This window comes from Klebsiella sp. CD33 (assembly GCF_051992865.1).
Lineage (GTDB): Bacteria > Pseudomonadota > Gammaproteobacteria > Enterobacterales > Enterobacteriaceae > Klebsiella > Klebsiella pneumoniae.
The window spans coordinates 110230-136037 of the sequence record NZ_CP197023.1 but is presented as its reverse complement, the minus strand read 5'-3'; the positions used below and the strand labels follow the sequence as shown (position 1 = coordinate 136037).

The following is a 25808-nucleotide window of genomic DNA, read 5'->3' as shown; positions in this document are numbered from 1 at the left end:
ATGCGCGGATTCTGGTCTACGGCAACAGGAAGACATCATGATGACTCTGGCGGGTAAAAAAATCGTCCTGGGCGTCAGCGGCGGCATCGCGGCGTATAAAACCCCGGAACTGGTGCGCCGGCTGCGTGAACGCGGCGCGGAAGTGCGTGTCGCGATGACGGAGGCGGCAAAAGCGTTCATCACCCCACTCAGCCTGCAGGCGGTATCCGGCTATCCGGTTTCCGACAGCCTGCTCGATCCGGCGGCGGAAGCGGCAATGGGCCATATTGAGCTCGGTAAATGGGCCGACCTGGTGATCCTCGCCCCAGCGACCGCCGATTTAATCGCTCGCGTGGCGGCCGGCATGGCCAACGATCTGGTGTCGACGATCTGTCTTGCCACCCCATCCCCGGTTGCCGTGGTGCCCGCCATGAACCAGCAGATGTATCGCGCGCAGGCCACCCAGCATAATCTGCAGACGCTCGCTACCCGCGGGCTGCTGCTATGGGGACCAGACAGCGGTAGCCAGGCCTGCGGCGACGTCGGCCCGGGGAGAATGCTCGATCCGTTAACTATCGTAGACATGGCCGCGCAGCATTTCGCCTCCCCTGTCAAAGATTTGCAACATCTCAACCTCATGATTACCGCGGGCCCGACCCGTGAGCCATTGGATCCGGTGCGTTATATCACCAACCACAGCTCTGGCAAGATGGGCTTCGCGATTGCCGCCGCCGCAGCGCAGCGGGGCGCGAACGTGACCTTGATCAGCGGGCCGGTATCGCTACCGACCCCGCCGTTTGTGCAGCGCATTGATGTCACTACCGCGCTGGAGATGGAAGCGGCCGTCCAGGCTGGCGCCCAGCAGCAGCACATTTTTATTGGCTGCGCCGCGGTAGCGGATTACCGCGCCGCCGTCATCGCCGAAGATAAAATAAAAAAACAAGGTGATGAATTAACAATAAAAATGGTTAAAAACCCGGATATCGTGGCCGGGGTCGCGGCGCTAAAATCACATCGCCCCTACGTCGTTGGGTTTGCCGCCGAAACGAATAATGTGGAAGAATATGCGCGGCAAAAACGTGCCCGCAAGAACCTCGACCTGATTTGCGCCAACGATGTTTCCCAGCCTAATCAGGGCTTTAACAGCGACAGCAACGCACTACACCTTTTCTGGCAGGATGGGGAAAAGCGCTTACCACTTGAGCGCAAGGAACTCCTGGGCCAATTATTACTCGACGAGATCGTGACCCGTTATGATGAAAAAAATCGACGTTAAGATTCTGGACCCGCGTGTCGGCCAGCAATTTCCGCTGCCGACCTATGCCACCTCCGGCTCCGCCGGACTTGACCTGCGAGCCTGTCTCGACGACGCCGTAGAGCTGGCGCCGGGCGCAACCACACTGTTGCCGACCGGCCTTGCGATTCATATCGCCGATCCCTCTCTGGCGGCGGTGATCCTGCCGCGCTCCGGCCTGGGTCATAAGCATGGCGTAGTCCTGGGCAACCTGGTGGGCCTTATCGACTCCGATTACCAGGGGCAGCTGATGGTGTCCGTCTGGAACCGCGGTCAGCAGAGCTTTATTATCGAGCCGGGCGAACGTATCGCACAGATGGTCTTTGTGCCGGTCGTTCAGGCGGAATTTAACCTGGTGGAATCCTTCGATGCCACCGACCGCGGCGAAGGCGGCTTCGGTCACTCAGGGCGTAAATAAGCCCAGCAACACGGAATCTGCATCCCAACGCGCATAACGCAATAACATTACCGCAAGCCCTGGTTTGCGGTCGCGTTGTGGATGCCTGCCTGACAAGTGCTTATTTTCAGGGGTATTTTAAAACATGGCAGAAAAGCAAACTGCGAAACGGAATCGTCGCGAAGAAATACTTCAATCTCTGGCGCTGATGCTGGAATCCAGCGATGGTAGTCAGCGTATTACCACCGCGAAACTGGCGGCTTCCGTCGGCGTCTCTGAAGCCGCGCTGTATCGCCATTTTCCCAGCAAAACCCGCATGTTTGACAGCCTGATCGAGTTCATTGAAGACAGTCTGATTACGCGCATCAATTTGATTTTGAAAGATGAAAAGGACACCACCGCGCGCCTGCGCCTGATCGTTCTGTTGATTCTTGGCTTTGGCGAGCGTAATCCTGGGCTGACGCGTATCCTCACCGGGCACGCGCTGATGTTCGAACAGGACCGGCTTCAGGGTCGCATCAACCAGCTTTTTGAGCGCATCGAAGCGCAGCTACGCCAGGTGATGCGCGAGAAAAAAATGCGCGAAGGCGAAGGCTACACCCTCGACGAAACCCTGCTGGCCAGCCAGCTGCTGGCTTTCTGCGAGGGCATGCTGTCGCGCTTTGTGCGCAGCGAGTTCAAATATCGTCCGACGGATGATTTCGACGCCCGCTGGCCGCTGGTCGCCGCACAGCTGCAGTAAATCCTCACATGCAGCCGCCAGGCTGCATGATTCTCCTCGCAATCTGCGTAAGTTTGTCGCAAATCCCAGGGCCATTGGTTGAATTGCCCAATGCGCGTTTCCGCTTTCCTTTCCTACTATCCAGCTTGCTGAACATTTCACCCTCCCCCAACACCACCCGACAAGGAGAGATTTGATGGCGACGTCACGGCGGGATTTACTGAAGATAGGCGGGTTGGCAACCGCATCGCTACTGGTCAGTCAAAAAAGCTTCGCAGCATGGGCCCCCTCTGAACGCTATCCGGACCCACGCATCGTGGCCGTCGATGATAGCTTTCGTCGCTATATGCTTGCCAGCGCAAAGGTCGAACGCATCGCCAGCGGCTTCCGCTGGGCGGAAGGCCCGGTCTGGTTCGGCGACATGCGAATGCTGCTGTGGAGCGACATTCCGAATAACGCCATCATGCGCTGGGATGAAGTCAGCGGAGAAACCAGCATCTTTCGCTACCCGGCCAATTATAGCAATGGTCACGCCCGCGACAGACAAGGGCGCTTAATCAGTTGCGAGCACGACACCCGCCGCATTACGCGTACCGAATACGATGGGTCTGTTACCGTACTGGCCGATAGCTACCAGGGTCATCGCCTCAATTCTCCAAACGATATCGTTGTGAAGTCAGACGGCACCATCTGGTTTACCGATCCGCCATTTGGCATCAGTGGTTTTTACGAAGGCCACAAAGCAACATCAGAATTGCCGCAAAACGTCTATTGTCTGGAGCCGGAAAGCCGCAAACTGAGCGTGGTACTGGGCGACGTAAAAGGGCCAAATGGTTTGTGTTTCTCGCCGGACGAAAAGACCTTATACGTGGTGGAAAGCCGGGCGACACCGAACCGCTTAATTCTGGCGTGGGATGTGGAAGGCAATACGCTGAAAAATAAACGGGTATATCTCGACTGTGGGAACGGTACCGCCGATGGGATCGCCTGCGACGCAGACGGCAATCTGTGGTGCGGATGGGGAAGCGGAAACGAAGAACTCGACGGCGTGCGGATCTTCAACCCACAGGGTAAGCATATCGGCACCATTAAACTGCCAGAGCGCTGCGCGAACTTGTGCTTTGGCGGCGAACAGCGCAATCGTCTGTTTATGGCGTCCAGCACGTCAATCTATTCGCTGTACGTCAATGCGCAGGGCGCTAAGCTGATATAGCGGAAATCCGGCAGCCGAGGCTGCCGGGCGCATCATCAGACGCCGTAAGCTTCACGATAGGCGCGAACTGACGCCAGGTGTTCCGCCATCTCCGGCTTTTCTTCCAGGTAAGCGATCAGCTCTTTCAGAGTGATGATTGAGATAACCTGGCAGCCGTAATCCCGCTCCACTTCTTGAATGGCGGAGATCTCGCCGCGGCCGCGTTCCTGACGATCCAGGGAGATCAGAACGCCCGCCAGCTGCGCGCCCTGGGCCTGGATAATCTCCATGGATTCGCGAATCGCCGTACCGGCGGTGATCACGTCATCCACCAGCATTACCCGGCCCTGCAGCGGGCTACCGACCAGATTGCCGCCTTCGCCATGGGTTTTTGCCTCTTTGCGGTTAAAGCAGTAAGGCAGATCGCGGTCATGATGCTCGGCTAACGCCACCGCGGTGGTGGTGGCGATTGGGATTCCTTTGTAGGCCGGGCCAAACAGCAGGTCAAACTCAATTCCGGAATCCACCAGCGCCTCGGCATAAAAACGGCCCAGCAGAGCCAGATCGCGCCCGGTGTTAAACAGGCCGGCGTTGAAGAAATAGGGGCTCTTGCGCCCGGATTTCAGCGTGAATTCGCCAAACTTAAGAACCTGCTTGCTAAGCGCAAACTCAATAAACTGGCGCTGATACGGCTTCATGGATTCGCTCCTTTGGTACTTTTCATCATTGTCAGACTGCGCGCTCCCCTTCGCAGGTGTGATGAAGGATAAAGCGCAAAAAAAAAGGCGACTTCTCAGTCGCCTTAATCATTAATTTTCTAACGCCGCCTTCTGCGTCGTGATAATGGACTCGATCCCCCCTCGGGCTAACGCCAGGAGAGTGAGGAGTTCTTCATGGGTAAACGGCTCACCTTCCGCAGTGCCCTGCACCTCAATAATACGGCCATCTTCGGTCATCACCACGTTCATGTCGGTCTCCGCGGCGGAGTCTTCGATGTACTCCAGATCGCAGATGGCTTCGCCATTTACGATACCGACGGAGACCGCGGCCACCATCCCTTTCATCGGATTGGTTTTCAGCTTGCCGGCGGCGACCAGCTTATTCAGCGCATCGGCCAGCGCCACGCAGGCACCGGTAATGGAGGCAGTGCGGGTGCCGCCGTCGGCCTGCAGTACATCGCAGTCGAGAGTAATCGTGAATTCGCCCAGCGCTTTCAGGTCAACCGCTGCGCGCAGCGCGCGGGCAATCAGGCGCTGAATTTCCATCGTCCGGCCGCCCTGCTTGCCTTTTGCCGCTTCACGCGCGTTACGCGTGTGCGTAGAACGCGGCAGCATGCCGTATTCAGCGGTGATCCAGCCCTGGCCCTGGCCTTTCAGGAAACGCGGAACGCCTTCGTCAATAGAGGCAGTGCACAGCACTTTGGTATCACCGAATTCGACCAGCACGGAGCCTTCAGCGTGTTTTGTGTAATTACGGGTCAGGGTGACGGGACGCACCTGATTAGCGCTACGGCCTGCTGGACGCATGATAGAAATCTCCGGCTTGAAACGAATGTGAGGGCGCATTATACGAATTTCATGGCAAAAAGCCTATGCCCACTCCAGCCGGACGCGCCGATAATGTCAGTCCAGCGTTTTACGATAAGATTTCAACCCCACACCAATGACAATCACCGCCAGGCCTATCAGCGGCAAGAGGTCAGGCAACAATGCCATTGCTGAATAGCCTTTCAGCATAATGCCCTTAACCAGGCGGATGAAGTAGGTCAGCGGTAAACAGGAGCCAATGGCTTTCGCCCAGTCTGGCATACTAATAAAGGGGCTGACAAATCCGGACAGCATAAGTGAAGGGATGAAATAAAATGACGACATTTGCAGCGCCTGCAGCTGGTTTTGTGCTAAGCCAGAAATACCGATACCAATTGACAGACAAAGAAAGACATAAATTAACAGCACAAAAAATAGTAGGAAGACGCTACCGTGAAGGGGGATATCGAACAACAAAACGGCGGCAATCAGGATTAACGTCGCCTGAAACAGACCAATGATAACAAAAGGCGTTATTTTCCCAATAATGACCTCAAGCCCGGACAACGGAGAGACCAGTAAATTTTCTAACGCCCCGTTTTCTCGCTCGCGGGTAATAGACAGGGCGGTCATCAGGATTAACGTTGTACTGAGTATAGACCCCATAATACCGGGAATAGTATTAAACTGGGTTATCCCCTCAGGGTTAAACATGCGATGAATGATAAGCTCGAAATCATCCTCTTTTTGCACCACACGCATGTCGCCCGGCAAATCGTGCTGAAACATCGACTTCGCCACCTGCACAAGGGCGCTGAGCGCATTCCCCGTGGTGATCGGATCGATGGCATCCCCCTGAATCAATAGTTGTGGCTTTTCTCCACGCAGTAACTTGCGCGTAAACCCTTCAGGGATCGTCACGATAAAAGTGACATCCCCCCGCACAAAGGCTTTCTGCGCCGCCTCTTCTGAATCGACAGGAATCATCGAAAAATACCCGGTATTTTGCGCTTCCGTCACAAAGATTTGACTCATGCGTTCGGTATCATAATTTAGTAAGGCGGTCGGAAGATTATGCGGATCCATATTGATGGCATAGCCAAGAATGATCAGCTGAAAAAGAGGTGTCAGGAGCACCATACTGATGCTGACTTTATCACGGCGTAGCTCGTGAATTTCCTTAATAACCACGCCAATCCACCGCGTAACGGAGAAGCTAAAATTAATTTTTTTCACAATTATTTTTCATCAAGTAGGTAAATGCATCTTCCAGATTGGTATCCACCTTACAGAACTCATAACCCTGTTGCGTAAAGGCAAAAAGCGCGGATTTTAACTTCGCTTCATCTCTGGATGTAATATAAAGCTGATTGCCAAAAATGACCGTTTGCTCAATATCCGGCAAGCGCTGTAGCTGGCTTTCAAGCAGCGTCAGACCGGCGCCGCTGGTTCGCATGGTGATCAAATTCTGGGAGGCGATAATCGACGCAATAGTGCCATTCGCCAGCAGCCGACCATAAGATAGATAGGCAACCTTATGGCAGCGCTCAGCCTCATCCATATAATGCGTGCTCACCAGTATCGAGATCCCCCGGTCAGAGAGCTGGTGCAGCATTTGCCAGAACTCTCGCCGCGCCTTGGGATCCACGCCAGCAGTCGGCTCATCCAGAAATAGCAAAACGGGTTCATGCAACATACAGGCGGCGAGGGCCATTCTTTGCTTCCAGCCCCCAGAAAGCTCCTTAGCCAGCTGGTGCTGTCGGGCAGTGAGGCCTAACTCAGAAAGCGCACGTTCAACCCGATCTCTACGCTGATCGAGGCTATATAACCGCGCAATAAAAAGTAAGTTTTCCCGAATAGTTAAATTTCCCCACATTGAGAAATACTGGGTCATGTAGCCTATCTTTTTCTTTATCTTTTCCCGCTGCGTAAAGATATCCATACCCAGACAAGTACCTTCACCGGAATCCGGCGTAATCAAACCACACATCATTCGAATCGATGTCGTTTTTCCGCTACCGTTCGGACCGAGAAAACCATAGATCTCGCCTTTTGCTACCTGTAAAGAGAAATCCTTTACGACGTGATGCTCGCCAAAATGTTTATTGAGATTTTTTGCATCAATACAAAGATTATTCATCGCCAATAATCTCCACATCAAACGGTTGGCCGATTTTCATCCGTCCTGCCTGCTGCAGCGCAGGGATAGCCTCCGCCATAAAAATGAGCTTCTCACGACGTTTCGTACTATAAATAACTGGAGGCGTAAACTCGGCCTCAGGGCTGATATAGTTAATAATGCCAGCAATGGGCTCAGCGCAACCATCGCATATAAGTTTTACCTTAGATCCGATTTTAAATTTACCGAGCTTCGCTTCGGGTATAAAGAAGCGTACTTTTATATTCTCAGGAGGTAACAGACTGATTATTGGTTTACCAGCAGAAGGGCGCTCCCCGGCACGATAAATAATATCGAAGACTTTAGCATTGACCGGAGAAACAATCGTCGTTTGCTGGACATCCCACAGCGCCTTATCCCGTTCGAGTTTTGCCGCGGCCACCATTGAGCGCTGCTTGCTAATCTCATCCTGCCGGGCAGGGAGTTGCCGTGCTTTGAGTTGATTAATTAACTCTTCAACCTGTGCGCCTTTTTGAGTTAATTCATCCCGGATATCCTCCCATTCCGCAAGCGATATGGCATGATTGGCGTAAAGATTACGATATCGCCCAAGCTGCCGCTTTACCTGGGATTCTGCCGATTGTGCTTTTTTTATCTGCGAACGTATAATATCCAACTCTTCAGGCCGTTCGCCAGATTCCAGATTTCGTAATAGAGCGCTCTCTGCTGATAGCTTTTCCTCAGCGCGCAGGAAAATATTTTGCGCATCGAAGGACTCAATCTTCACTAACTCCTGTCCTGCGGCGACGTTATCTCCTTTATTGATCAAGATCCGTTCTATTTTTTCGTTACCAGAATATGAAAGGTATACAAATTCTCCATGTGAATAACCGGATAACATGTTATCTGATTTGTTATCACATCCGGTGAGTATCAGCACCGATATCAATATAATAAATACATTTATTGGCTTTCGCATTAAAACGCATCCATACGTATATCATTTCCCTTATCACTACGGTCTGGATTGAGGCACGCTCGCTCCAGGACCGGACAATCATCGTCAGTTTAATCTCTTAAATAATGCTTAACGTAGCTTTCATTCAATTTATCTATAGAGCTCAGATTTAACCCAGCTATCGAATTAAAAGAATCATCTTTTGTGAATGCAAGAATCGACGATCCGCCCGGGGAGAACCATTTAGCACTCTGTTTAAAAGGCCAGGGAAGTTCATAACCTTCTTCTCTCAGCAGGTGATTAAGCATGCTCCAGTCTGCTCTAAAATCTTCGCCACAAAATGGAGTATCATCCTGTACATTTTCGGCAGTGAACAATGCTATCGGCGAACAAAAATCAGCTGTCGAGGAAAAGTATATATTATAGAAACTGATGATGAGTTTCTGTACTTTTTCAGGAAAAGTTCCAGGAATGGTCAGCACACCCAGCAAGTATTTATAGTCCGGATATCTTTTTATAAAGTCAAATATCCCTTGCCATAAATAATCAAGCACCTTACTTTTTTGATAAGGTTTCTGAATAAAGCCGCGGCCAATTTCCACACACTTCTCTAAACAGGAATAGGCATTATCATGGTATTTAAACAAGCTGTTGCTATAGAGGCCTGTTACACCATGTTGGGCCAGCTGCTCGCCAACGGGCATAACACGATATGCTCCCAGGATTTCCACATCAGAAGGATCCCACAAAATGATATGATAATAACTTTCATCAAAAACATCGTTATCTCGGTCGTTACCAGTTCCGGCACCAATATCGCGATAACAGCGTTCGCGTAAGCGCCCTAACTCATCAATAATAGGTGAGGTTCGGTTAGTATTACAGCGATATATCACTAGTTTTCTACCGTCTTCAAACTGCCTTAATATTTCGCACTCCTCTATTGCGCTAATTAGCTCCTTTTTACCTGGTTCTAATTCTTGCGGCGCAATCGTATCTAACATAGCCGGGCCATTCTTCGCTATACTCTGGAGGTGCGTCAAACATACATTTGCCGCGGCAGAAAGATCTTTATTGTATTCTTTAAACGAGGATAAGGCTATTTGCTGTCCTATATTGATTTTCATGGTCTTGCCATGATGGCGGAGAGCTTCACGAATAACCATCATATTCGACAGTTGCCGCCAGAATGTTGCAGTAAGATAATAAATCTTACTGTTTGCTCCCGTAATATGAATTGGTACCAATGCTGCATTATTTCTCATAGCAAGCTGTAAAAAACCGGGGTTCCACTTATGCTCCTGTAACCCGGAAAGAGACCAGTTAGCCAGCTTACCCGCAGGACATATAATCAATACGCCTCCTTTTCGCAGGTGATTGTTCATCTCGCGGAATTTTTTATGGCTCATCTTACCGGCCATATTCTCAATTCCAATGGTAAGTTCCGATACCTGGGGGAATATAATTGGCAAAACGTGATTGGCTATTATTTTTATATCACTCCTGACTCGGGAGACCGTATGTATTAAGCTAAGTCCATCGATAACCGTCGGATGATTTGAAATAACAACCGTAGCCCCATGCTCAGGTATGTTGTTAAATTGGTGGTATTCGCTTTCACATTTCAACTCAAGGAGTTCAACAACTGCATTAACCCACTCGACCCCATTTTTATTAACGAGTCGCTCGTTATATATTAAGCGAGAAAATACCTTATTGCCAAATGCCGTCCTGAACAGCCATTTTTTCCAAAAAGGTATGGTTGTATTTGGAAAAAATTCCCTTACGACTCTGTCAAAGATAGCGTCCATATTAAAATCCTTTTTATAGAACTCATCTTAAACGACTATACTAGCGTTCTTTCAGTCGGACAATACCGCACAAAACTTTAAAAGGCCAAAACAAAACAATTAGATATAATTAATATAACAGTATTCTCAACATAAATATAATCTCCAAAATTTTAATAAATTTATAGTAATCAATGCAAAAAAAACATACATAATGCTTAAAGGTAATACCCTATCTCATTTCTGGTGATTATACTTCCTAAAACTCACAGAATAGCTTGTCTGGCGGTATATGCATTTGTACAAAGGCATCCGAATTCCATGCCCGCATCTAATATCAGAAAATATTAACTACGGATTCCCATAATATATAACCCCACCTACAGCCCCTGGCGAAAATAACTTTGCGGCGATATCCCTTAAAACAATCGTCCTTGAAGTATTTCATCACTATTCCTGTTAAGTCACCGCCCGCACGGCTATAATCCTTGCATTCATTATTACGAAAACAGGAACGCCTATGATCCGCAGTATGACCGCCTATGCCCGCCGTGAAATCAAGGGTGACTGGGGTAGCGCCGCATGGGAGCTGCGCTCGGTAAACCAGCGCTATCTGGAAACGTACTTCCGCCTGCCGGAGCAGTTCCGTAGTCTGGAGCCCGTGGTACGCGAGCGCATTCGCGCCCGCCTGACTCGCGGTAAAGTCGAATGCACCTTGCGTTTTGAACAAGATCCCAGCGCTCAGGGTGAACTCATCCTCAACGAAAAGCTGGCTAAACAGCTGGTAAACGCTGCCAACTGGGTGAAAATGCAGAGCGATGAAGGGGAAATCAACCCGGTTGATATCCTGCGCTGGCCGGGTGTGATGGCCGCCAAAGAGCAGGATCTCGACGCCATCGCCGCCGACATTCTGGCCGCTCTTGACGGCGCGCTGGACGACTTCATCGTCGCCCGCGAAACGGAAGGCCAGGCCCTGAAAGCGCTTATCGAGCAGCGGCTTGAAGGCGTGAGCGGCGAAGTGGCGAAAGTTCGCGCTCATATGCCGGAAATTCTCCAGTGGCAGCGCGAGCGCCTGGTCGCCAAGCTGGAAGATGCGGAAGTACAGCTGGAAAATAACCGCCTTGAGCAAGAGCTGGTGCTGATGGCGCAGCGTATCGACGTTGCCGAAGAACTGGACCGTCTCGAAGCGCACGTTAAAGAGACCTATAACATTCTGAAGAAGAAAGAAGCTGTGGGTCGCCGTCTCGACTTTATGATGCAGGAGTTCAACCGTGAATCGAACACCCTGGCGTCAAAATCGATTAACGCCGAGGTGACCAACTCCGCGATTGAGCTGAAGGTACTCATCGAGCAAATGCGCGAGCAAATCCAGAATATCGAGTAACGCTTTCTCGTTTGTTAATGTATTTCGGTATCCAGGGCCATGATAAATCATGGCCTTTTTATTTATCTCTCTCACGGGCGAATGATAAGAATCTACTTATAAAAAATAGTCGTCCAGTTTTCGGTTGTGGCAAATAAGCACAACGCGGCACAGTCATGAAAACACTACCGCGAGAGAAAAGAATGGACTTTAATGCGCTTCACCAGCAAAACCAACCTTTGTTGCTTGCCAATGTCTGGGATGCCAGCAGCGCTCAGGCTGCTCAGCAGGCTGGTTATCAGGCGCTGGGATCCTCCAGCGCTGCTATCGCCGCAATGTTAGGGTATGAAGATGGCGAAGAGATGAGTTTTGACGAGCTGTTTTATGTCGTCTCACGCATCAAAACCGTTAGCGAACTGCCGTTAAGCGTCGATTTAGAGGCGGGCTACGGCGCGACAACCAGCCACATCATTGATAATATCCGGCGTCTGGCGCATCTCGGCGTGAGTGGAATAAATCTCGAGGATAGTCATGTGGTGGATAGTACGCGTCGTCTTGACGATGCGGAGCGCTTTGCCGTCAAACTGCAGGAAATCACCCGCGCCTGTCCCGGTCTGTTTGTTAATGTCCGCACCGATACCTTTCTTCTCAACGTACAAGATGCGCTGGTTCAGACGCTCTATCGCGGTCAACTCTACGCCAAACACGGCGCATGCGGTTTTTTTGTGCCTTGCGTCACCCGCGCGGAGGATATTACCGCCATCGTTCACCACGTGCCTTTACCCTTAAACGTAATGTGTATGCCTGAGCTGGCTGACTTCAGCACCTTATCGACACTGGGCGTAAAACGAATTTCGATGGGCAATTTTATTTATGCTGCGACGCAGGCCAGACTGAAAGACTTATTATGTCAGGTGCAAACCCAACACTCTTTCTCAGGTGTTTTTTGACCATGAAAATTACCGACAGCATGCAGTGCGATATCTGGTATCAGGCGCTGCTTGAACGCGCGGTGGAATTCACCGGCGTTTTTTTCGTCGGCGTGAAAACCACCGGCGTATTTTGTATCTCGGTCTGTCGGGCGCGAAAACCCCGGCGGGAAAACGTCGAATTTTATAATGACTTTAAATCCGCGCTGGATGCCGGCTTCCGGCCATGCAAAGTCTGTCGCCCGACGGAGAATGCCCGGACGGCCCCCGCCTTTGTTGAACAAGCGCTCCGCCTGCTGCGAGAAGCTCCAAAGGTCCGCCTCAGCGATAGCGAGCTACGTCAGCACGATATTAGCCCGGAACGCGTTCGCCGCTGGTTCCTGCAAAACCACGGGATCACCTTTCAGGCTTTTCAACGGATGCAGCGTTTGAATATGGCGCTTCAGGAATTAAAAGCAGGCCGCTCAACTACCGATGTCGCTTTCGATAGCGGTTACGAGTCCTTAAGCGGCTTCGGCTATACCTGCAAAAAATTGACCGGTTTCGCACCCAGCGCGCAACGCCAGGTTGTTTTAATTCATCGTTTTACCACCCCGTTAGGGCCAATGTTTGTTTGTGCAACGCAACGGGGAATTTGTCTGCTGGAGTTTGTCGACAGACGAGCGCTGGAGTCAGAATTCAGCGACCTGCAGCGGCGGTTCAACGCCAGCATCATCGCAGGTGAAAATGCCCACACCAGGCAGGCGCAACAGGAAATAACGGAGTATTTCGCCGGACAGCGTCAATCGTTCGAGGTGGCGCTTGATACCCCAGGCAGCGAATTCCAGCGAGCGGTCTGGCGCCGTTTACAGCACGTTAGCTTCGGTGAGACGACGCATTATCAATCGATTGCGATGGAGATAGGTAAACCAACGGCCACGCGCGCGGTGGCTGCTGCAAACGGCGCTAACCGCGTCGCGATTATCATCCCGTGCCATCGAATTATCGGCAAAGATGGTTCGATGACCGGTTACGGCGGCGGCATTGCACGAAAAATATGGCTTATTAACCATGAGGCAACCATCAGGGAAAAACGCGGCTGATTTTACTTTCAGGATCAACGGGCCCCTCCCTGACTTTCACCGCGGCTCGGTAAGCCTATTTTTTATCCAGCACCCGGCAGGTTAAAAACGCCCCTGCCGCGCACAGCAGCGCCGGAGCCAGATAGCTGTGATCCATGTGGGTAAACTCCATCACCAGCGCCACTGCGGTCAACGGCATCTGCATGGAGGCGGCGAGAAACGCGGCCGCCCCCACCACAGCGAAGCTGCTTTTATCACCGCCAGGGAAGCCGAGCTGCCAGAGCGCGCAGAGCAGCAGGCTGACCAATCCGCCCACCGCCAGCCCTGGGGTTAACAATCCACCCTCCGCGCCGCCGAGCAGCACCGCCAGAATCACCACCATCTTCAATACTAACAGGACAGCGACCATGGAGAGAGGCAGCCCGTCGCTGAGCGCCAGCTGCATTGGACCCTTGCCATTGCCCGGAAGCTCGGGGAAATAAAGACTCAGGATGGCAAGAAGACAAAACCCCAGCAGACAGAACACCGGCATCTGCCAGTTACTTCGCGCGCGTGAACGCGCCGCGCTGGTCGCTTTGCGAAAGAGCCAGGCGCCGGTGCCAAGAATCGGGCCCGCCAGAATCGCCCACCAGAGAAAGGTGTGCGGAAGTGCGCTGGAAACAAAATGGTATTGCGATTCATCCCCTAACCCCAGGGTGGCCGTCCAGGCGGCAATCGCCGAGGTCATTATCGCCGCCAGCGTTTTTTCCCAGCTAAACGACAGCAGCATGACCTCAAGGCTGAACAACGCCCCTGCCAGCGGGACGTTATAGACCGCCGCCAGACCCGCGCCCGCCCCACAGGCAATCAGCGTGCGGGTTTCATCTTCCAGCAGGCGCAGCTTACGCGCCACCATCCCCGCCCCCAGCGCGCCCATTTCCCGGGGCGCCACTTCGCGGCCAAGCGGGGAGCCCAGCGCTACGGTGACGATCTGCAGCAGCGCGTGGATCGTCGTGGTACCCGCGGGCATGGGTACGCAGGGGTTGGCCACCGCCGCCGCAATAGAAACCCGCCTCTGCCCGTAGCGACCAAGCAGCCACCAGCCAAATCCGGCGACGGCGCCGCCGGCCACGATTGCCACGATGCGGCGTGGCCAGGACGACTCCGTGACGCCCTGTAAAAATGACACCGAACCAACGATCTGCCCGTAACTGTAACCAAAAGCCAGGTGCTGAATCGCGTGTAAAATTAGTGCCAAAACCATGCCGGACAGACCGGCCAGAATCCCGGTTAACACCACGGCTATCAGGCGGATCAGATGATTTTTATTCCCGGCGGCGACGCTCATTTTCTCAGGCCTTGAAAAGGAAAAATAAAAGAATAAAGGGCGAGACTTAAACATTGCGTAATCATAGTGTTTTCGATAGTGATACCCATCGCTTCACTTAGCATTACTTTTTCTAATCAATAAAAATCCCTAAAAAATCAATAAACCTTTAAATCAAGCCATCACAGATACTATTTCCATTAATTTTTCCTGGCGTAAATGATTCGCTTTAGAAAATCTCAATCGTGATCCTGCGCACAAATCGTTAACCTGCCCGCCATTACCTGGGGGGATCTATGCTGCTTCATGTTCTGTATTTAATCGGTATCACCGCGGAAGCCATGACCGGCGCACTGGCTGCCGGGCGCCGGCGGATGGATACGTTTGGCGTCATCATTATCGCCACTGCGACCGCGCTGGGCGGGGGTTCCGTTCGCGATATCCTGCTGGGGCACTATCCTCTTGGTTGGGTGAAGCATCCCGAATATGTCATCATTGTCGCCGTCGCCGCCGTCCTCACGACCATTGCCGCTCCGGTGATGCCGCACCTTCGTCGGCTGTTTCTGGTGCTGGACGCGCTGGGGCTGATCGTGTTTTCCATCATCGGCGCGCAGATCGCCCTGGACATGGGCGAAGGCCCGGTTATCGCCTCTATTGCCGCCGTGATCACCGGTGTCTTCGGCGGCGTACTGCGCGATATGTTCTGCAAACGCATTCCGCTGGTCTTCCAGAAAGAGCTGTATGCCGGGATCTCCTTTGCCGCAGCCGTACTCTATATTGCTCTGCAACATTACGTCAGCAGCCACGATGTGGTGGTGCTGGCTACACTGCTGTTCGGCTTTACCGCCCGCATGCTGGCGCTGCGCTGGAAACTGGGGCTACCGGTCTTCCACTACACCCATGACGCCCACTAACCGCCTTAAAATCCGGGGATGCGCTGCCCGCTAAGCCATTGCGCCAGCGCCACCACGTCCGGATGGTGCAGGAAAGCCACCAGCTGGCGGGCTCTGATCTCCCCCACGCCCGGCAGCGTGCGCCATTGCGCTTCACTTTTTGCCGCCAGCAGATGCCAGTTCTCGCTTTCGAGCTGCGCCAGCGCCCCCTGCGGCACCGGGATCCCCATCGCCAGCACCCAGCGGATAAAAGGTCGTTTGCGAACAAGATCAAACTGATGCCAGAGGTGCTGCCCGCGGGCGGCGGAAATCCCTGGCACCGCCTGCAGCTGCTCAACGGTAAGCGCCAGCCAGGAAAAGATATGCGTCATCGGGTTTTGCTGCTGAATGACGCGCCATAAATTTTCCCCCACGCCATCGACATTCAGGGCGGACTTTGATGACAACCAGATCAGCCTGGAAAGAAACTGTTCGCTGCACTCAGGGGTGGCGAAATAGCAGGTTAGCGCATTAAATTTCGCCGGCGGCGGCGTCGGTTTATGGCGCTCGGCCGTCCGCCAGACGACGGCGTCGACCCGAGGAATACCCTGCCCTGCCAGACTGATCTGCAGCTGATCGCCAACCCCAATATCCAGCATCTGCCAGCGGGACACAGAGCCAACGTTAACCCGCTGCACGCGTTTATCATCCAGCCGCTGGGGCTCAAGCTCGGCCACCACGTTGAGTCTGCCGCTGCGGCCGGTACTGAAACGGATCGCCCGTACCTGCATCACCCGCGATGCCGGAGGATATTTCCAGGCTGCCAGCCACTCGCCCTTTCCGGGCGACCAGACTCGCCCCGGCGGCTCGCGTCCTTCGCGCACAATCACACCGTCGCTGACGAAGGGCAGCGGCGAGCGATACCAGCGCTGGCGCCACTGCGCCACCTGCTCGATGCGCGACACCGGATGGGTATATTGTCCGCTGTACTTAAACCCCGCCTGCGCCAGCAGCTGCTGACGACGGCGCATATCCGACGGGCCGTCTGGCCAGGCCCAGATAAAAACGTCCAGTTGACTGAGCGCCGCCGCCGCGTCGGCTCGCATCATCAACCCGGCGACTTTCGCCCGCGCATTCATCCCCCCGGCCCGCTGCTGGACATGGCCGTCCCGGCGCAGAAACAGTTCCCCCTGCAGTACGCTGTCGGCCAGTTCACCGGTCATCACTTTCGCCAGCGCCGGGATCTGCCGCGCTCGGGCGGTCCATGCCTCACCGCGTAAACCATCGCCGCGGCTAATGGCCTGAACCAGACGCCCCTGGCGATAAACGAGAGTCACCGCCACGCCGTCCACTTTAGGCTGTATCCACAGGTCGGATTTATTTTTCATCCAGCGGGCAACGCTGTCCTCATCCGCCAGCTTGCGCACGCCGGTATGGGCCACCGGATGACGCGCATCGCCGGTGGGCGGAGGCAGATCGTCATCCTCAGGCGTCGCGCCCGGAAAGCATTGTCGCCACTGCGCCAGGCGCAGGGTGAGCTGGTCGTAAACGTCATCGCTCACTCCGCTGGCGCCCTGCCGCCAGTAAGCCTCTTTCCAGGCGACAATTTGCTGATGAAGGCGTGAAATCTCCTGCCTTCCTCTGGCCGGCGGCCAGTCCGGACACGTCGCCAGCGCGCTGGCAGAGAACATCCCTAGCGCCAGCCACCACCCTCCTTTACGCATTGCAGTCCCCTCCTCCATCACCTGGCGGAGAGTCTGCTGCAGAATGCCGCGAGCCGCGACGGAAGCTTTTTCGCCTTGCGAAGCGCCTTCCAGGATTTACGCCTCATTGCAGCAACGGCTGGCGAATTCAGGAAAACGGCAGGCAAAATGAAAGAAACAGCGGCAAAAAGTGTGACAATGACTGCGTCACGCCGCGGCGACGTGTATAATAGGCTCGTATGTAGGACCTCTTTCGATAACCACATACAAAAGACACTCATGGCTCAAGGCACGCTTTATATTGTTTCCGCCCCTAGCGGCGCGGGTAAATCCAGCCTGATTCAGGCTTTATTAAAAACCCAACCGTTGTATGACACCCAGGTATCGGTCTCCCATACCACGCGGGCGCCGCGTCCGGGTGAAGTGCACGGCGAACACTATTTCTTCGTGAATCACGACGAATTCCGCTCGATGATTGGCGAAAACGCGTTTCTGGAACATGCAGAGGTCTTTGGCAACTATTACGGCACGTCGCGTAAAGCGATCGAGCAGGTGCTGGCGACCGGCGTCGATGTCTTCCTCGATATCGACTGGCAAGGCGCGCAGCAGATCCGTAAAAGCATGCCCGGCGCGCGCAGTATTTTTATTCTGCCGCCGTCAAAAGATGAACTGGACCGTCGCCTGCGCGGCCGCGGCCAGGACAGCGAAGAGGTGATCGCGAAACGGATGGCCCAGGCCGTTGCGGAAATGAGCCATTACGCGGAATATGATTACCTGATTGTGAACGATGATTTTGACACCGCCCTGAGCGACCTGAAAAATATCATCCGCGCTGAACGTCTGCGCATGAGCCGCCAAAAGCAGCGACATGGCGCTTTAATCACCAAACTATTGGCAGACTGAACCCACATTCAGTATCATGCCCAGTCATTTCTTCACCTGTGGAGCATTTTAAGTATGGCACGCGTAACTGTTCAGGACGCTGTAGAGAAAATTGGTAACCGTTTTGACCTGGTACTGGTCGCCGCGCGTCGCGCTCGTCAGATGCAGGTTGGCGGAAAGGATCCGCTGGTACCGGAAGAAAACGATAAAACCACCGTTATCGCACTGCGCGAAATCGAAGAAGGTCTGATCAACAACCAGATCCTCGACGTACGTGAGCGCCAGGAACAGCAAGAGCAGGAAGCCGCTGAATTACAAGCCGTTACCGCGATTGCTGAAGGTCGTCGTTAATCACACAGCGGGTCGCCCTTGTATCTGTTTGAAAGCCTGAATCAGCTGATTCAAAACTACCTGTCGGAAGACCAGATTAAGCGTCTGCGGCAGGCGTATCTCGTTGCACGTGACGCTCACGAGGGTCAGACACGTTCAAGCGGTGAACCCTATATCACGCACCCGGTCGCGGTAGCCTGCATTCTGGCCGAGATGAAGCTCGACTATGAAACGCTGATGGCCGCGCTGCTGCATGATGTGATTGAAGATACCCCCGCCACCTACCAGGACATGGAACAGCTTTTTGGTAAAAGCGTCGCCGAGCTGGTAGAGGGGGTGTCGAAACTTGATAAGCTCAAGTTCCGCGATAAGAAAGAGGCGCAGGCCGAAAACTTTCGCAAAATGATCATGGCGATGGTGCAGGACATCCGCGTCATCCTCATCAAGCTTGCCGACCGCACCCACAACATGCGTACTCTGGGCTCGCTGCGCCCGGATAAACGCCGACGCATCGCCCGCGAAACGCTGGAAATTTACAGCCCGCTGGCGCACCGTTTAGGCATCCATCACATCAAAACCGAGCTCGAAGAGCTGGGCTTTGAAGCACTGTACCCTAATCGCTACCGCGTCATTAAAGAGGTGGTCAAAGCGGCGCGCGGCAACCGTAAGGAGATGATTCAAAAGATCCTCTCCGAAATCGAAGGGCGTTTGCAGGAAGCGGGGATCCCCTGCCGCGTCAGCGGTCGCGAGAAGCATCTATACTCCATCTACTGTAAAATGGTGCTCAAAGAGCAACGTTTTCACTCGATCATGGATATCTACGCCTTCCGCGTTATCGTCCATGATGCCGATATCTGCTATCGCGTGCTCGGCCAGATGCACAGCCTCTACAAACCGCGTCCGGGTCGTTTTAAAGACTATATCGCCATTCCGAAAGCTAACGGCTATCAGTCTTTGCACACCTCGATGATCGGCCCCCACGGCGTCCCGGTCGAGGTACAAATTCGTACCGAAGACATGGACCAGATGGCGGAGATGGGGGTAGCGGCGCACTGGGCTTATAAAGAGCACGGCGGCGAAAGCAGCACCACCGCGCAAATCCGCGCTCAGCGCTGGATGCAAAGCCTGCTGGAGCTGCAGCAGAGCGCCGGTAGCTCGTTTGAATTTATCGAGAGCGTAAAATCCGATCTGTTCCCCGATGAGATTTACGTTTTCACCCCGGAAGGGCGCATTGTCGAACTGCCTGCCGGCGCCACGCCGGTGGACTTCGCCTACGCGGTGCATACCGATATCGGTCATGCCTGCGTCGGCGCGCGCGTCGACCGTCAGCCCTATCCGCTGTCGCAGCCGCTCTCCAGCGGTCAGACTGTCGAAATTATCACCGCGCCGGGCGCTCGCCCGAACGCCGCCTGGCTGAACTTTGTCGTCAGCTCGAAAGCGCGCGCCAAGATCCGTCAGCTGCTGAAAAACCTTAAGCGCGACGATTCGGTCAGCCTTGGCCGTCGTCTGCTCAATCACGCGCTGGGCGGAAGCCGCAAACTCGCCGAGATCCCACCGGAGAATATCCAGCGCGAACTCGATCGCATGAAGCTGGCCTCGCTTGACGATCTGCTGGCGGAAATCGGTCTGGGCAACGCCATGAGCGTCGTGGTGGCAAAAAACCTGCAGCAGGGCGAAGCCGCTGCGGCGCCGGTGCCGGCTAACGCGTCGAACCACGGTCATCTGCCAATCAAAGGCGCCGATGGCGTGTTGATCACCTTCGCCAAGTGCTGTCGTCCAATTCCAGGTGACCCGATTATCGCCCACGTCAGCCCGGGTAAAGGGTTGGTTATCCACCATGAATCCTGTCGTAACATTCGCGGCTACCAGAAAGAGCCGGAGAAATTTATGGCGGTTGAGTGGGATAAAGAGACCGCTCAGGAGTTCATCACCGAAATCAAGGTGGACATGTTTAACCACCAGGGCGCGCTGGCTAACCTGACGGCGGCGATCAACACCGCGTCTTCCAATATCCAGAGCCTGAATACGGAAGAGAAAGATGGCCGCGTATACAGCGCCTTTATCCGCCTGACCGCGCGCGACCGCGTGCATCTGGCGAATATCATGCGCAAAATCCGCGTCATGCCGGACGTGATTAAAGTCACCCGTAACCGAAACTAGCTTTATGAACTCAAAGCGCTACGAGCGTATCTGCGAGATGCTCGCCAGGCGTCAGCCTGACCTGACGGTCTGCATGGAGCAGGTCCATAAGCCTCATAACGTCTCTGCGGTCATCCGGACCGCAGATGCCGTTGGCGTACACGAAGTGCATGCCGTCTGGCCGAGCAGCCGGATGCGTACCATGGCCTCCGCCGCCGCGGGCAGCAACAGTTGGGTGCAGGTTAAAACCCACCGCACTATCGCAGATGCCGTCGGCCACCTGAAAGGCCAGGGCATGCAAATTCTCGCCACTCACCTTTCCGACAAAGCCATCGATTTTCGTGAAATCGACTATACGCGTCCAACCTGCATCCTGATGGGCCAGGAGAAAACCGGCATCACCCAGGAAGCGCTGGCGCTGGCCGATCAGGACATCATTATCCCGATGATCGGCATGGTGCAGTCGCTGAACGTTTCCGTCGCCTCGGCGCTGATCCTCTACGAGGCGCAGCGCCAGCGGCAGAATGCCGGGATGTACCAACGCGCCAACAGCATGCTGCCGCCACAAGAGCAGCAGCGCCTGCTGTTCGAAGGCGGCTATCCGGTGCTGGCCCGCGTCGCCAGACAAAAAGGTCTGCCTTACCCCCACGTTAACGAGCAGGGCGAAGTGGAAGCCGATGCCGCGTGGTGGGCTACCATGCAGGCTGCGAGGTAAACCCAATGTCAGGCCGCCTGTTAGATGCCGTTCCGCTCAGTTCACTCACCGGTGTGGGCGCTGCGCAGAGCAGCAAACTGGCGAAGATTGGCCTGCATACGGTACAGGATCTGCTGCTGCACCTGCCTTTACGCTACGAAGATCGCACCCATCTTTACCCGATAGCCGAGCTACTTCCCGGAGTTTATGCCACCGTGGAAGGTGAAGTGCTCAACAGCAATATCACCTTCGGCGGCCGGCGGATGATGACCTGCCAGATCAGCGATGGCACCGGCATCCTCACCATGCGCTTTTTCAACTTCAACGCGGCGATGAAAAACAGCCTCGCGACCGGTCGTCGGGTGCTGGCCTACGGTGAAGCCAAACGCGGGAAGTACGGCGCCGAGATGATCCACCCGGAATATCGCGTCCAGGGCGATATGAGTACTCCGGAGCTGCAGGAAACGTTAACCCCAGTCTATCCGACCACCGAAGGCATCAAGCAGGCGACCCTGCGCAAGCTCACCGATCAGGCGCTTGAGCTCCTGGAAACCTGCGCGATTAGCGAACTCCTGCCGCCGGAGCTGGCGCAGGGGATGATGAGCCTGCCGGAGGCGCTGCGTACGCTGCACCGCCCGCCTCCCTCATTGCAACTTAGCGAGCTGGAAAACGGCAAGCACCCGGCGCAGCAGCGTCTGATTCTGGAAGAGCTGCTGGCGCATAACCTCAGCATGCTGGCGCTGCGGGCAGGCGCCCAGCGCTATCACGCCCTGCCGCTCGGCGCCAACGATACCCTGAAAAACCAACTGCTGGCCTCCCTGCCCTTTAAGCCCACCGGCGCGCAGGCGCGGGTTACCGCCGAGATTGAACACGATATGGCGCTGGACGTGCCGATGATGCGCCTGGTGCAGGGCGACGTTGGCTCCGGTAAAACGCTGGTCGCTGCCCTGGCCGCCTTGCGCGCTATCGTCCACGGCAAACAGGTGGCGCTGATGGCGCCCACCGAACTGCTTGCCGAGCAGCATGCCAATAACTTCCGCAACTGGTTCGAACCGCTGGGTATTGAAGTCGGCTGGCTGGCGGGCAAACAGAAAGGCAAAGCCCGCCAGGCGCAGCAGGAGGCTATCGCCAGCGGCGAGGTGCAGATGATTGTCGGCACCCACGCCATCTTCCAGGAGCAGGTGCAGTTTAACGGCCTGGCGCTGGTGATTATTGACGAACAGCACCGCTTCGGCGTGCATCAGCGGCTGGCGCTGTGGGAGAAAGGTCAGCAGCAGGGATTCCACCCGCATCAGCTGATCATGACCGCCACCCCGATCCCCCGCACCCTGGCGATGACCGCCTACGCCGATCTGGACACCTCGATTATCGACGAGCTGCCGCCAGGCCGAACTCCGGTGACCACTGTCGCCATCCCCGACACCCGGCGCAGCGATATTATCGACCGCGTGCGCAACGCCTGTACCCATGAAGGTCGCCAGGCCTATTGGGTCTGTACGCTGATTGAAGAGTCCGATCTGCTGGAAGCCCAGGCGGCGGAAGCCACCTGGGAAGAGCTCAAACTGGCGCTGCCGGAGCTCAATATCGGCCTCGTCCACGGGCGGATGAAACCGGCGGAGAAGCAGGCGGTGATGCAGGCCTTCAAGCAGGGCGAGATGCATCTGCTGGTAGCCACCACGGTGATTGAAGTCGGCGTCGACGTGCCTAACTCAAGCCTGATGATTATCGAAAACCCGGAACGTCTGGGTCTGGCGCAGCTGCACCAGCTCAGAGGGCGCGTCGGGCGCGGCGCAGTCGCTTCCCACTGCGTGCTACTCTATAAATCGCCGCTCTCCAAAACGGCGCAGAAACGTCTGCAGGTCCTGCGCGACAGCAACGATGGTTTCGTCATTGCCCAGAAAGACCTCGAAATTCGCGGTCCCGGCGAGCTGCTCGGCACCCGCCAGACCGGCAACGCCGAATTTAAAGTGGCGGACTTACTGCGCGATCAGGCGATGATCCCCGATGTCCAGCGCATTGCTCGCCACATTCATGAACGCTATCCGCTGCAGGCCCAGGCGCTTATCGAGCGCTGGATGCCGGAAACCGAACGCTATTCCAACGCGTAGCGCGCTTTTGCCGCGCTGCGGGCAATTTTTCTACACAACGAGTGGATTATGAAACGAGAACTGGCCATCGAATTTTCGCGTGTCACCGAAGCCGCCGCGCTGGCGGGCTATAAATGGCTGGGCCGCGGCGATAAGAATACCGCCGACGGCGCAGCGGTTAACGCCATGCGCATTATGCTTAACCTCGTCAATATCGACGGCACCATCGTCATCGGCGAGGGCGAAATCGATGAAGCGCCGATGCTCTATATCGGCGAAAAAGTGGGTACCGGCAAGGGCGATGCGGTAGATATCGCCGTCGATCCCATCGAAGGCACCCGCATGACGGCGATGGGCCAGGCCAACGCCCTGGCGGTGATGGCGGTCGGCGATAAGGGCTGCTTCCTCAACGCGCCGGATATGTATATGGAAAAGCTGATCGTCGGCCCGGGCGCTAAAGGCGCTATCGACCTTAATCTGCCGCTGGAAGAGAACCTGCACAATATCGCCCGCGCCCTGAACAAGCCGCTGGGCGAGCTGACCGTCACCGTGCTGGCGAAACCGCGCCACGACGCGGTCATTGCCCAGCTGCAGCAGCTGGGCGTGCGCGTGTTCGCTATTCCCGATGGCGACGTCGCGGCCTCTATTCTCACCTGCATGCCGGATAGCGAAGTCGACGTACTGTACGGCATCGGCGGCGCACCGGAAGGGGTGGTTTCCGCCGCGGTGATCCGCGCCCTCGACGGGGATATGCAGGGGCGCCTGCTGGCTCGCCACCACGTGAAGGGCGATAACGAAGAGAACCGCCGCATCGGTGAAAATGAGCTGGCGCGCTGCAAAACCATGGGCATTGAAGCGGGCAAAGTGCTGCGTCTGGATGAAATGGCGCGCAGCGATAACGTCGTCTTCTCCGCCACCGGGATCACCAAAGGCGATCTGCTGGACGGCATCACCCGCAAGGGCAACATGGCCACCACCGAGACGCTGCTGATCCGCGGCAAGTCGCGCACTATCCGTCGTATTCAGTCGATTCATTACCTCGACCGTAAAGATCCGGACATTCAGCAGCACATCCTGTAATACCGCTTTTTCTCTCCCAGGCAACCGTCCGCAGGCGGTTGCCCTGTTCTTCGTTTATATTTGATCAATAGAGCTTTCTTGCGCCTTCGGGGTGGAAATCTGGCTCGTCTGGACCGAAGATAAGGCATCGCTTGGCAACAGGAGAAGACGATGGCGGACTGGGTTAGCGGCAAAGTGACAAAAGTGGAGTACTGGACGGACGCCTTGTTCAGTTTATACGTGCGGGCGCCTGTTCATCCGTTTACCGCCGGGCAATTTACCAAGCTCGGGCTGGAAATCGACGGCGAACGCGTGCAGCGCGCCTACTCCTACGTCAACGCCCCCGGCAATCCCGACCTCGAGTTCTATTTGGTCACCGTCCCGGAAGGCAAGCTGAGCCCGCGTCTGGCGGCGCTGAAGCCGGGCGATGAAGTCCTGGTGGTGAGTGAAGCGGCAGGTTTCTTCGTCCTCGAGGAAGTACCGGATTGCGATACCCTGTGGATGCTGGCGACCGGCACTGCGCTGGGGCCGTACCTGTCAATTTTGCAGGAAGGCAAGGACCTTGAGCGCTTTAACAACCTGGTGCTGGTCCACGCCGTCCGCTACGCCGCGGACCTGAGCTATCTGCCGCTAATGCGCGAACTGGAGCAGCGCTATGCCGGCAAACTCCGTATTCAGACGGTGGTCAGCCGCGAAACCGTGGAAGGCTCGCTGACCGGCCGGGTGCCGTTTCTGATTGAAACCGGCGCGCTGGAAGAGGCCGTCGGCCTGCCGATGACCACCGACACCAGCCATGTGATGCTGTGCGGCAACCCGCAAATGGTGCGCGATACCCAACAGCTGTTAAAAGAGACCCGGCAGATGACCAAACATCTGCGTCGCCGGCCAGGCCACATGACGGCTGAGCACTACTGGTAATCAGGCGTCCGCTTTCCAGCGCACGTCCTGGGTCTCCTTGCCGAACTTATTCTCGCCCTGGGTGCCGACAAACGCCCCCAGGTCGATCAGCATCATGACGATAATCAGCGTCGGCACAAAGCGCCCGACGCCCCACTGCCAGACCTGCGGCAACATCGCCCAGTTCCCCGCCAGCAGCATCCACGCCAGAACCATCAGCAGCGCCCACAGCCCGGATTTGCCGCGATCGTGCAGCCGCTTGACCACCACCGCCGCCGTCGGCCACAGCAGGCAGACGATAATAAACGCCGCCGTCTGCAGGTTGAGCAGATTGCTGCCTGCCAGGGTAAACAGGGCGCTCATGGTCACCAGCCAGATGGCAATCCAGATCCAGAAATCGCGGCGGCCAATGCGCCCTTTAATTGAGAATAACCACTGCTGTAGGGTCATGCGTTTTTCCTTATCATCATCGTCTGCGTAGTTTACCCTGGCGTCGTGACTTTTTGACAA

The 25808-nt window shown here is 55.2% G+C and carries 25 protein-coding genes; 16 read left to right on the top strand and 9 right to left on the bottom strand.

What is annotated here, in order from left to right:
- The first annotated feature begins 40 nt into the window (after nucleotides 1-40).
- From coaBC to ACR809_RS00650, 4 genes are all read left to right on the top strand, one after another.
- On the top strand, nucleotides 41-1255 hold the full coding sequence (gene coaBC, locus ACR809_RS00665; protein WP_004188117.1) for a bifunctional phosphopantothenoylcysteine decarboxylase/phosphopantothenate--cysteine ligase CoaBC: 1215 nt from the start codon (nucleotides 41-43) through the stop codon (nucleotides 1253-1255).
- Complete coding sequence (gene dut, locus ACR809_RS00660) at nucleotides 1233-1691, top strand: dUTP diphosphatase (RefSeq protein WP_004145270.1); 459 nt, start codon at nucleotides 1233-1235, stop codon at nucleotides 1689-1691. The genes coaBC and dut overlap by 23 nt, the downstream gene beginning before the upstream one ends.
- A gap of 124 nt (nucleotides 1692-1815) precedes the next feature.
- On the top strand, nucleotides 1816-2412 hold the full coding sequence (gene slmA, locus ACR809_RS00655; RefSeq protein ID WP_002922598.1) for a nucleoid occlusion factor SlmA: 597 nt from the start codon (nucleotides 1816-1818) through the stop codon (nucleotides 2410-2412).
- Nucleotides 2413-2587: 175 nt separating this feature from the next.
- Nucleotides 2588-3604: an SMP-30/gluconolactonase/LRE family protein gene (locus ACR809_RS00650; protein WP_004173905.1), complete on the top strand. Its 1017-nt coding sequence runs from the start codon at nucleotides 2588-2590 to the stop codon at nucleotides 3602-3604.
- Between the two features lie 35 nt (nucleotides 3605-3639).
- Here the strand turns inward: ACR809_RS00650 and pyrE are convergent, their stop codons facing one another.
- From pyrE to ACR809_RS00625, 5 genes are all read right to left on the bottom strand, one after another.
- Nucleotides 3640-4281, bottom strand: a complete 642-nt coding sequence (gene pyrE / locus ACR809_RS00645) for an orotate phosphoribosyltransferase (protein ID WP_004173904.1) — start codon at nucleotides 4279-4281, stop codon at nucleotides 3640-3642.
- Nucleotides 4282-4392: 111 nt separating this feature from the next.
- The gene (gene rph / locus ACR809_RS00640) at nucleotides 4393-5109 is read right to left on the bottom strand and encodes a ribonuclease PH (protein ID WP_002922602.1); all 717 of its coding nucleotides are present in this window, start codon (nucleotides 5107-5109) and stop codon (nucleotides 4393-4395) included.
- A 96-nt stretch (nucleotides 5110-5205) separates the two neighbouring features.
- Entirely contained in the window at nucleotides 5206-6345 is a 1140-nt protein-coding gene (locus tag ACR809_RS00635) for an ABC transporter permease (protein WP_015875241.1), read from the bottom strand.
- Nucleotides 6332-7249 (bottom strand): ABC transporter ATP-binding protein, encoded by a 918-nt coding sequence (locus tag ACR809_RS00630; RefSeq protein ID WP_122051027.1) that lies wholly within the window; start codon nucleotides 7247-7249, stop codon nucleotides 6332-6334. Before ACR809_RS00630 ends, ACR809_RS00635 begins: the two co-directional genes overlap by 14 nt.
- Complete coding sequence (locus ACR809_RS00625; RefSeq protein ID WP_271375311.1) at nucleotides 7242-8168, bottom strand: HlyD family secretion protein; 927 nt, start codon at nucleotides 8166-8168, stop codon at nucleotides 7242-7244. The genes ACR809_RS00630 and ACR809_RS00625 overlap by 8 nt, the downstream gene beginning before the upstream one ends.
- Between ACR809_RS00625 and ACR809_RS00620 the strand changes: the two genes are divergently transcribed.
- The gene (locus ACR809_RS00620) at nucleotides 8128-8259 is read left to right on the top strand and encodes a hypothetical protein (RefSeq protein ID WP_014906776.1); all 132 of its coding nucleotides are present in this window, start codon (nucleotides 8128-8130) and stop codon (nucleotides 8257-8259) included. The genes ACR809_RS00625 and ACR809_RS00620 overlap by 41 nt on opposite strands.
- 37 nt (nucleotides 8260-8296) lie before the next feature.
- Here the strand turns inward: ACR809_RS00620 and ACR809_RS00615 are convergent, their stop codons facing one another.
- Nucleotides 8297-9997 (bottom strand): lysophospholipid acyltransferase family protein, encoded by a 1701-nt coding sequence (locus ACR809_RS00615; protein ID WP_122051025.1) that lies wholly within the window; start codon nucleotides 9995-9997, stop codon nucleotides 8297-8299.
- A 499-nt stretch (nucleotides 9998-10496) separates the two neighbouring features.
- Here ACR809_RS00615 and ACR809_RS00610 point away from each other — a divergent pair, with 499 nt between their 5' ends.
- The 3 genes from ACR809_RS00610 to ACR809_RS00600 all read left to right on the top strand — a co-directional run bounded on the left by ACR809_RS00610 (nucleotide 10497) and on the right by ACR809_RS00600 (nucleotide 13350).
- On the top strand, nucleotides 10497-11360 hold the full coding sequence (locus ACR809_RS00610; RefSeq protein ID WP_002922636.1) for a YicC/YloC family endoribonuclease: 864 nt from the start codon (nucleotides 10497-10499) through the stop codon (nucleotides 11358-11360).
- 182 nt (nucleotides 11361-11542) lie between these two features.
- Entirely contained in the window at nucleotides 11543-12289 is a 747-nt protein-coding gene (locus ACR809_RS00605) for an isocitrate lyase/PEP mutase family protein (RefSeq protein ID WP_004181536.1), read from the top strand.
- A gap of 2 nt (nucleotides 12290-12291) precedes the next feature.
- Entirely contained in the window at nucleotides 12292-13350 is a 1059-nt protein-coding gene (locus ACR809_RS00600; RefSeq protein WP_004151500.1) for a bifunctional transcriptional activator/DNA repair enzyme AdaA, read from the top strand.
- Between the two features lie 55 nt (nucleotides 13351-13405).
- Here the strand turns inward: ACR809_RS00600 and ACR809_RS00595 are convergent, their stop codons facing one another.
- The gene (locus ACR809_RS00595; RefSeq protein WP_122051024.1) at nucleotides 13406-14656 is read right to left on the bottom strand and encodes a chloride channel protein; all 1251 of its coding nucleotides are present in this window, start codon (nucleotides 14654-14656) and stop codon (nucleotides 13406-13408) included.
- 275 nt (nucleotides 14657-14931) lie between these two features.
- On the opposite strand from ACR809_RS00595, the gene ACR809_RS00590 reads away from it, so the two are divergent.
- The gene (locus tag ACR809_RS00590; protein WP_002922654.1) at nucleotides 14932-15549 is read left to right on the top strand and encodes a trimeric intracellular cation channel family protein; all 618 of its coding nucleotides are present in this window, start codon (nucleotides 14932-14934) and stop codon (nucleotides 15547-15549) included.
- A 5-nt stretch (nucleotides 15550-15554) separates the two neighbouring features.
- Here the strand turns inward: ACR809_RS00590 and ligB are convergent, their stop codons facing one another.
- The gene (gene ligB / locus ACR809_RS00585) at nucleotides 15555-17231 is read right to left on the bottom strand and encodes an NAD-dependent DNA ligase LigB (protein WP_102098680.1); all 1677 of its coding nucleotides are present in this window, start codon (nucleotides 17229-17231) and stop codon (nucleotides 15555-15557) included.
- A 258-nt stretch (nucleotides 17232-17489) separates the two neighbouring features.
- Between ligB and gmk the strand changes: the two genes are divergently transcribed.
- From gmk to fpr, 7 genes are all read left to right on the top strand, one after another.
- Entirely contained in the window at nucleotides 17490-18113 is a 624-nt protein-coding gene (gene gmk / locus ACR809_RS00580; protein WP_002922664.1) for a guanylate kinase, read from the top strand.
- Nucleotides 18114-18167: 54 nt separating this feature from the next.
- A complete protein-coding gene (gene rpoZ, locus ACR809_RS00575) occupies nucleotides 18168-18443 on the top strand; it encodes a DNA-directed RNA polymerase subunit omega (RefSeq protein ID WP_000135058.1) in 276 nt (91 codons plus the stop codon).
- A gap of 18 nt (nucleotides 18444-18461) precedes the next feature.
- Complete coding sequence (gene spoT, locus ACR809_RS00570; protein ID WP_122051023.1) at nucleotides 18462-20582, top strand: bifunctional GTP diphosphokinase/guanosine-3',5'-bis pyrophosphate 3'-pyrophosphohydrolase; 2121 nt, start codon at nucleotides 18462-18464, stop codon at nucleotides 20580-20582.
- Nucleotides 20583-20586: 4 nt separating this feature from the next.
- Nucleotides 20587-21276, top strand: a complete 690-nt coding sequence (gene trmH, locus ACR809_RS00565) for a tRNA (guanosine(18)-2'-O)-methyltransferase TrmH (RefSeq protein WP_004181538.1) — start codon at nucleotides 20587-20589, stop codon at nucleotides 21274-21276.
- Nucleotides 21277-21281: 5 nt separating this feature from the next.
- A complete protein-coding gene (recG, locus tag ACR809_RS00560) occupies nucleotides 21282-23363 on the top strand; it encodes an ATP-dependent DNA helicase RecG (protein ID WP_023284397.1) in 2082 nt (693 codons plus the stop codon).
- Nucleotides 23364-23411: 48 nt separating this feature from the next.
- Complete coding sequence (glpX, locus tag ACR809_RS00555; RefSeq protein ID WP_002922903.1) at nucleotides 23412-24422, top strand: class II fructose-bisphosphatase; 1011 nt, start codon at nucleotides 23412-23414, stop codon at nucleotides 24420-24422.
- 150 nt (nucleotides 24423-24572) lie between these two features.
- Nucleotides 24573-25319 (top strand): ferredoxin--NADP(+) reductase, encoded by a 747-nt coding sequence (fpr, locus tag ACR809_RS00550; protein WP_004173895.1) that lies wholly within the window; start codon nucleotides 24573-24575, stop codon nucleotides 25317-25319.
- Here the strand turns inward: fpr and ACR809_RS00545 are convergent, their stop codons facing one another.
- A complete protein-coding gene (locus ACR809_RS00545) occupies nucleotides 25320-25748 on the bottom strand; it encodes a DUF805 domain-containing protein (RefSeq protein ID WP_002922907.1) in 429 nt (142 codons plus the stop codon). It lies immediately after the preceding gene.
- Nucleotides 25749-25808 lie beyond the last annotated feature (60 nt).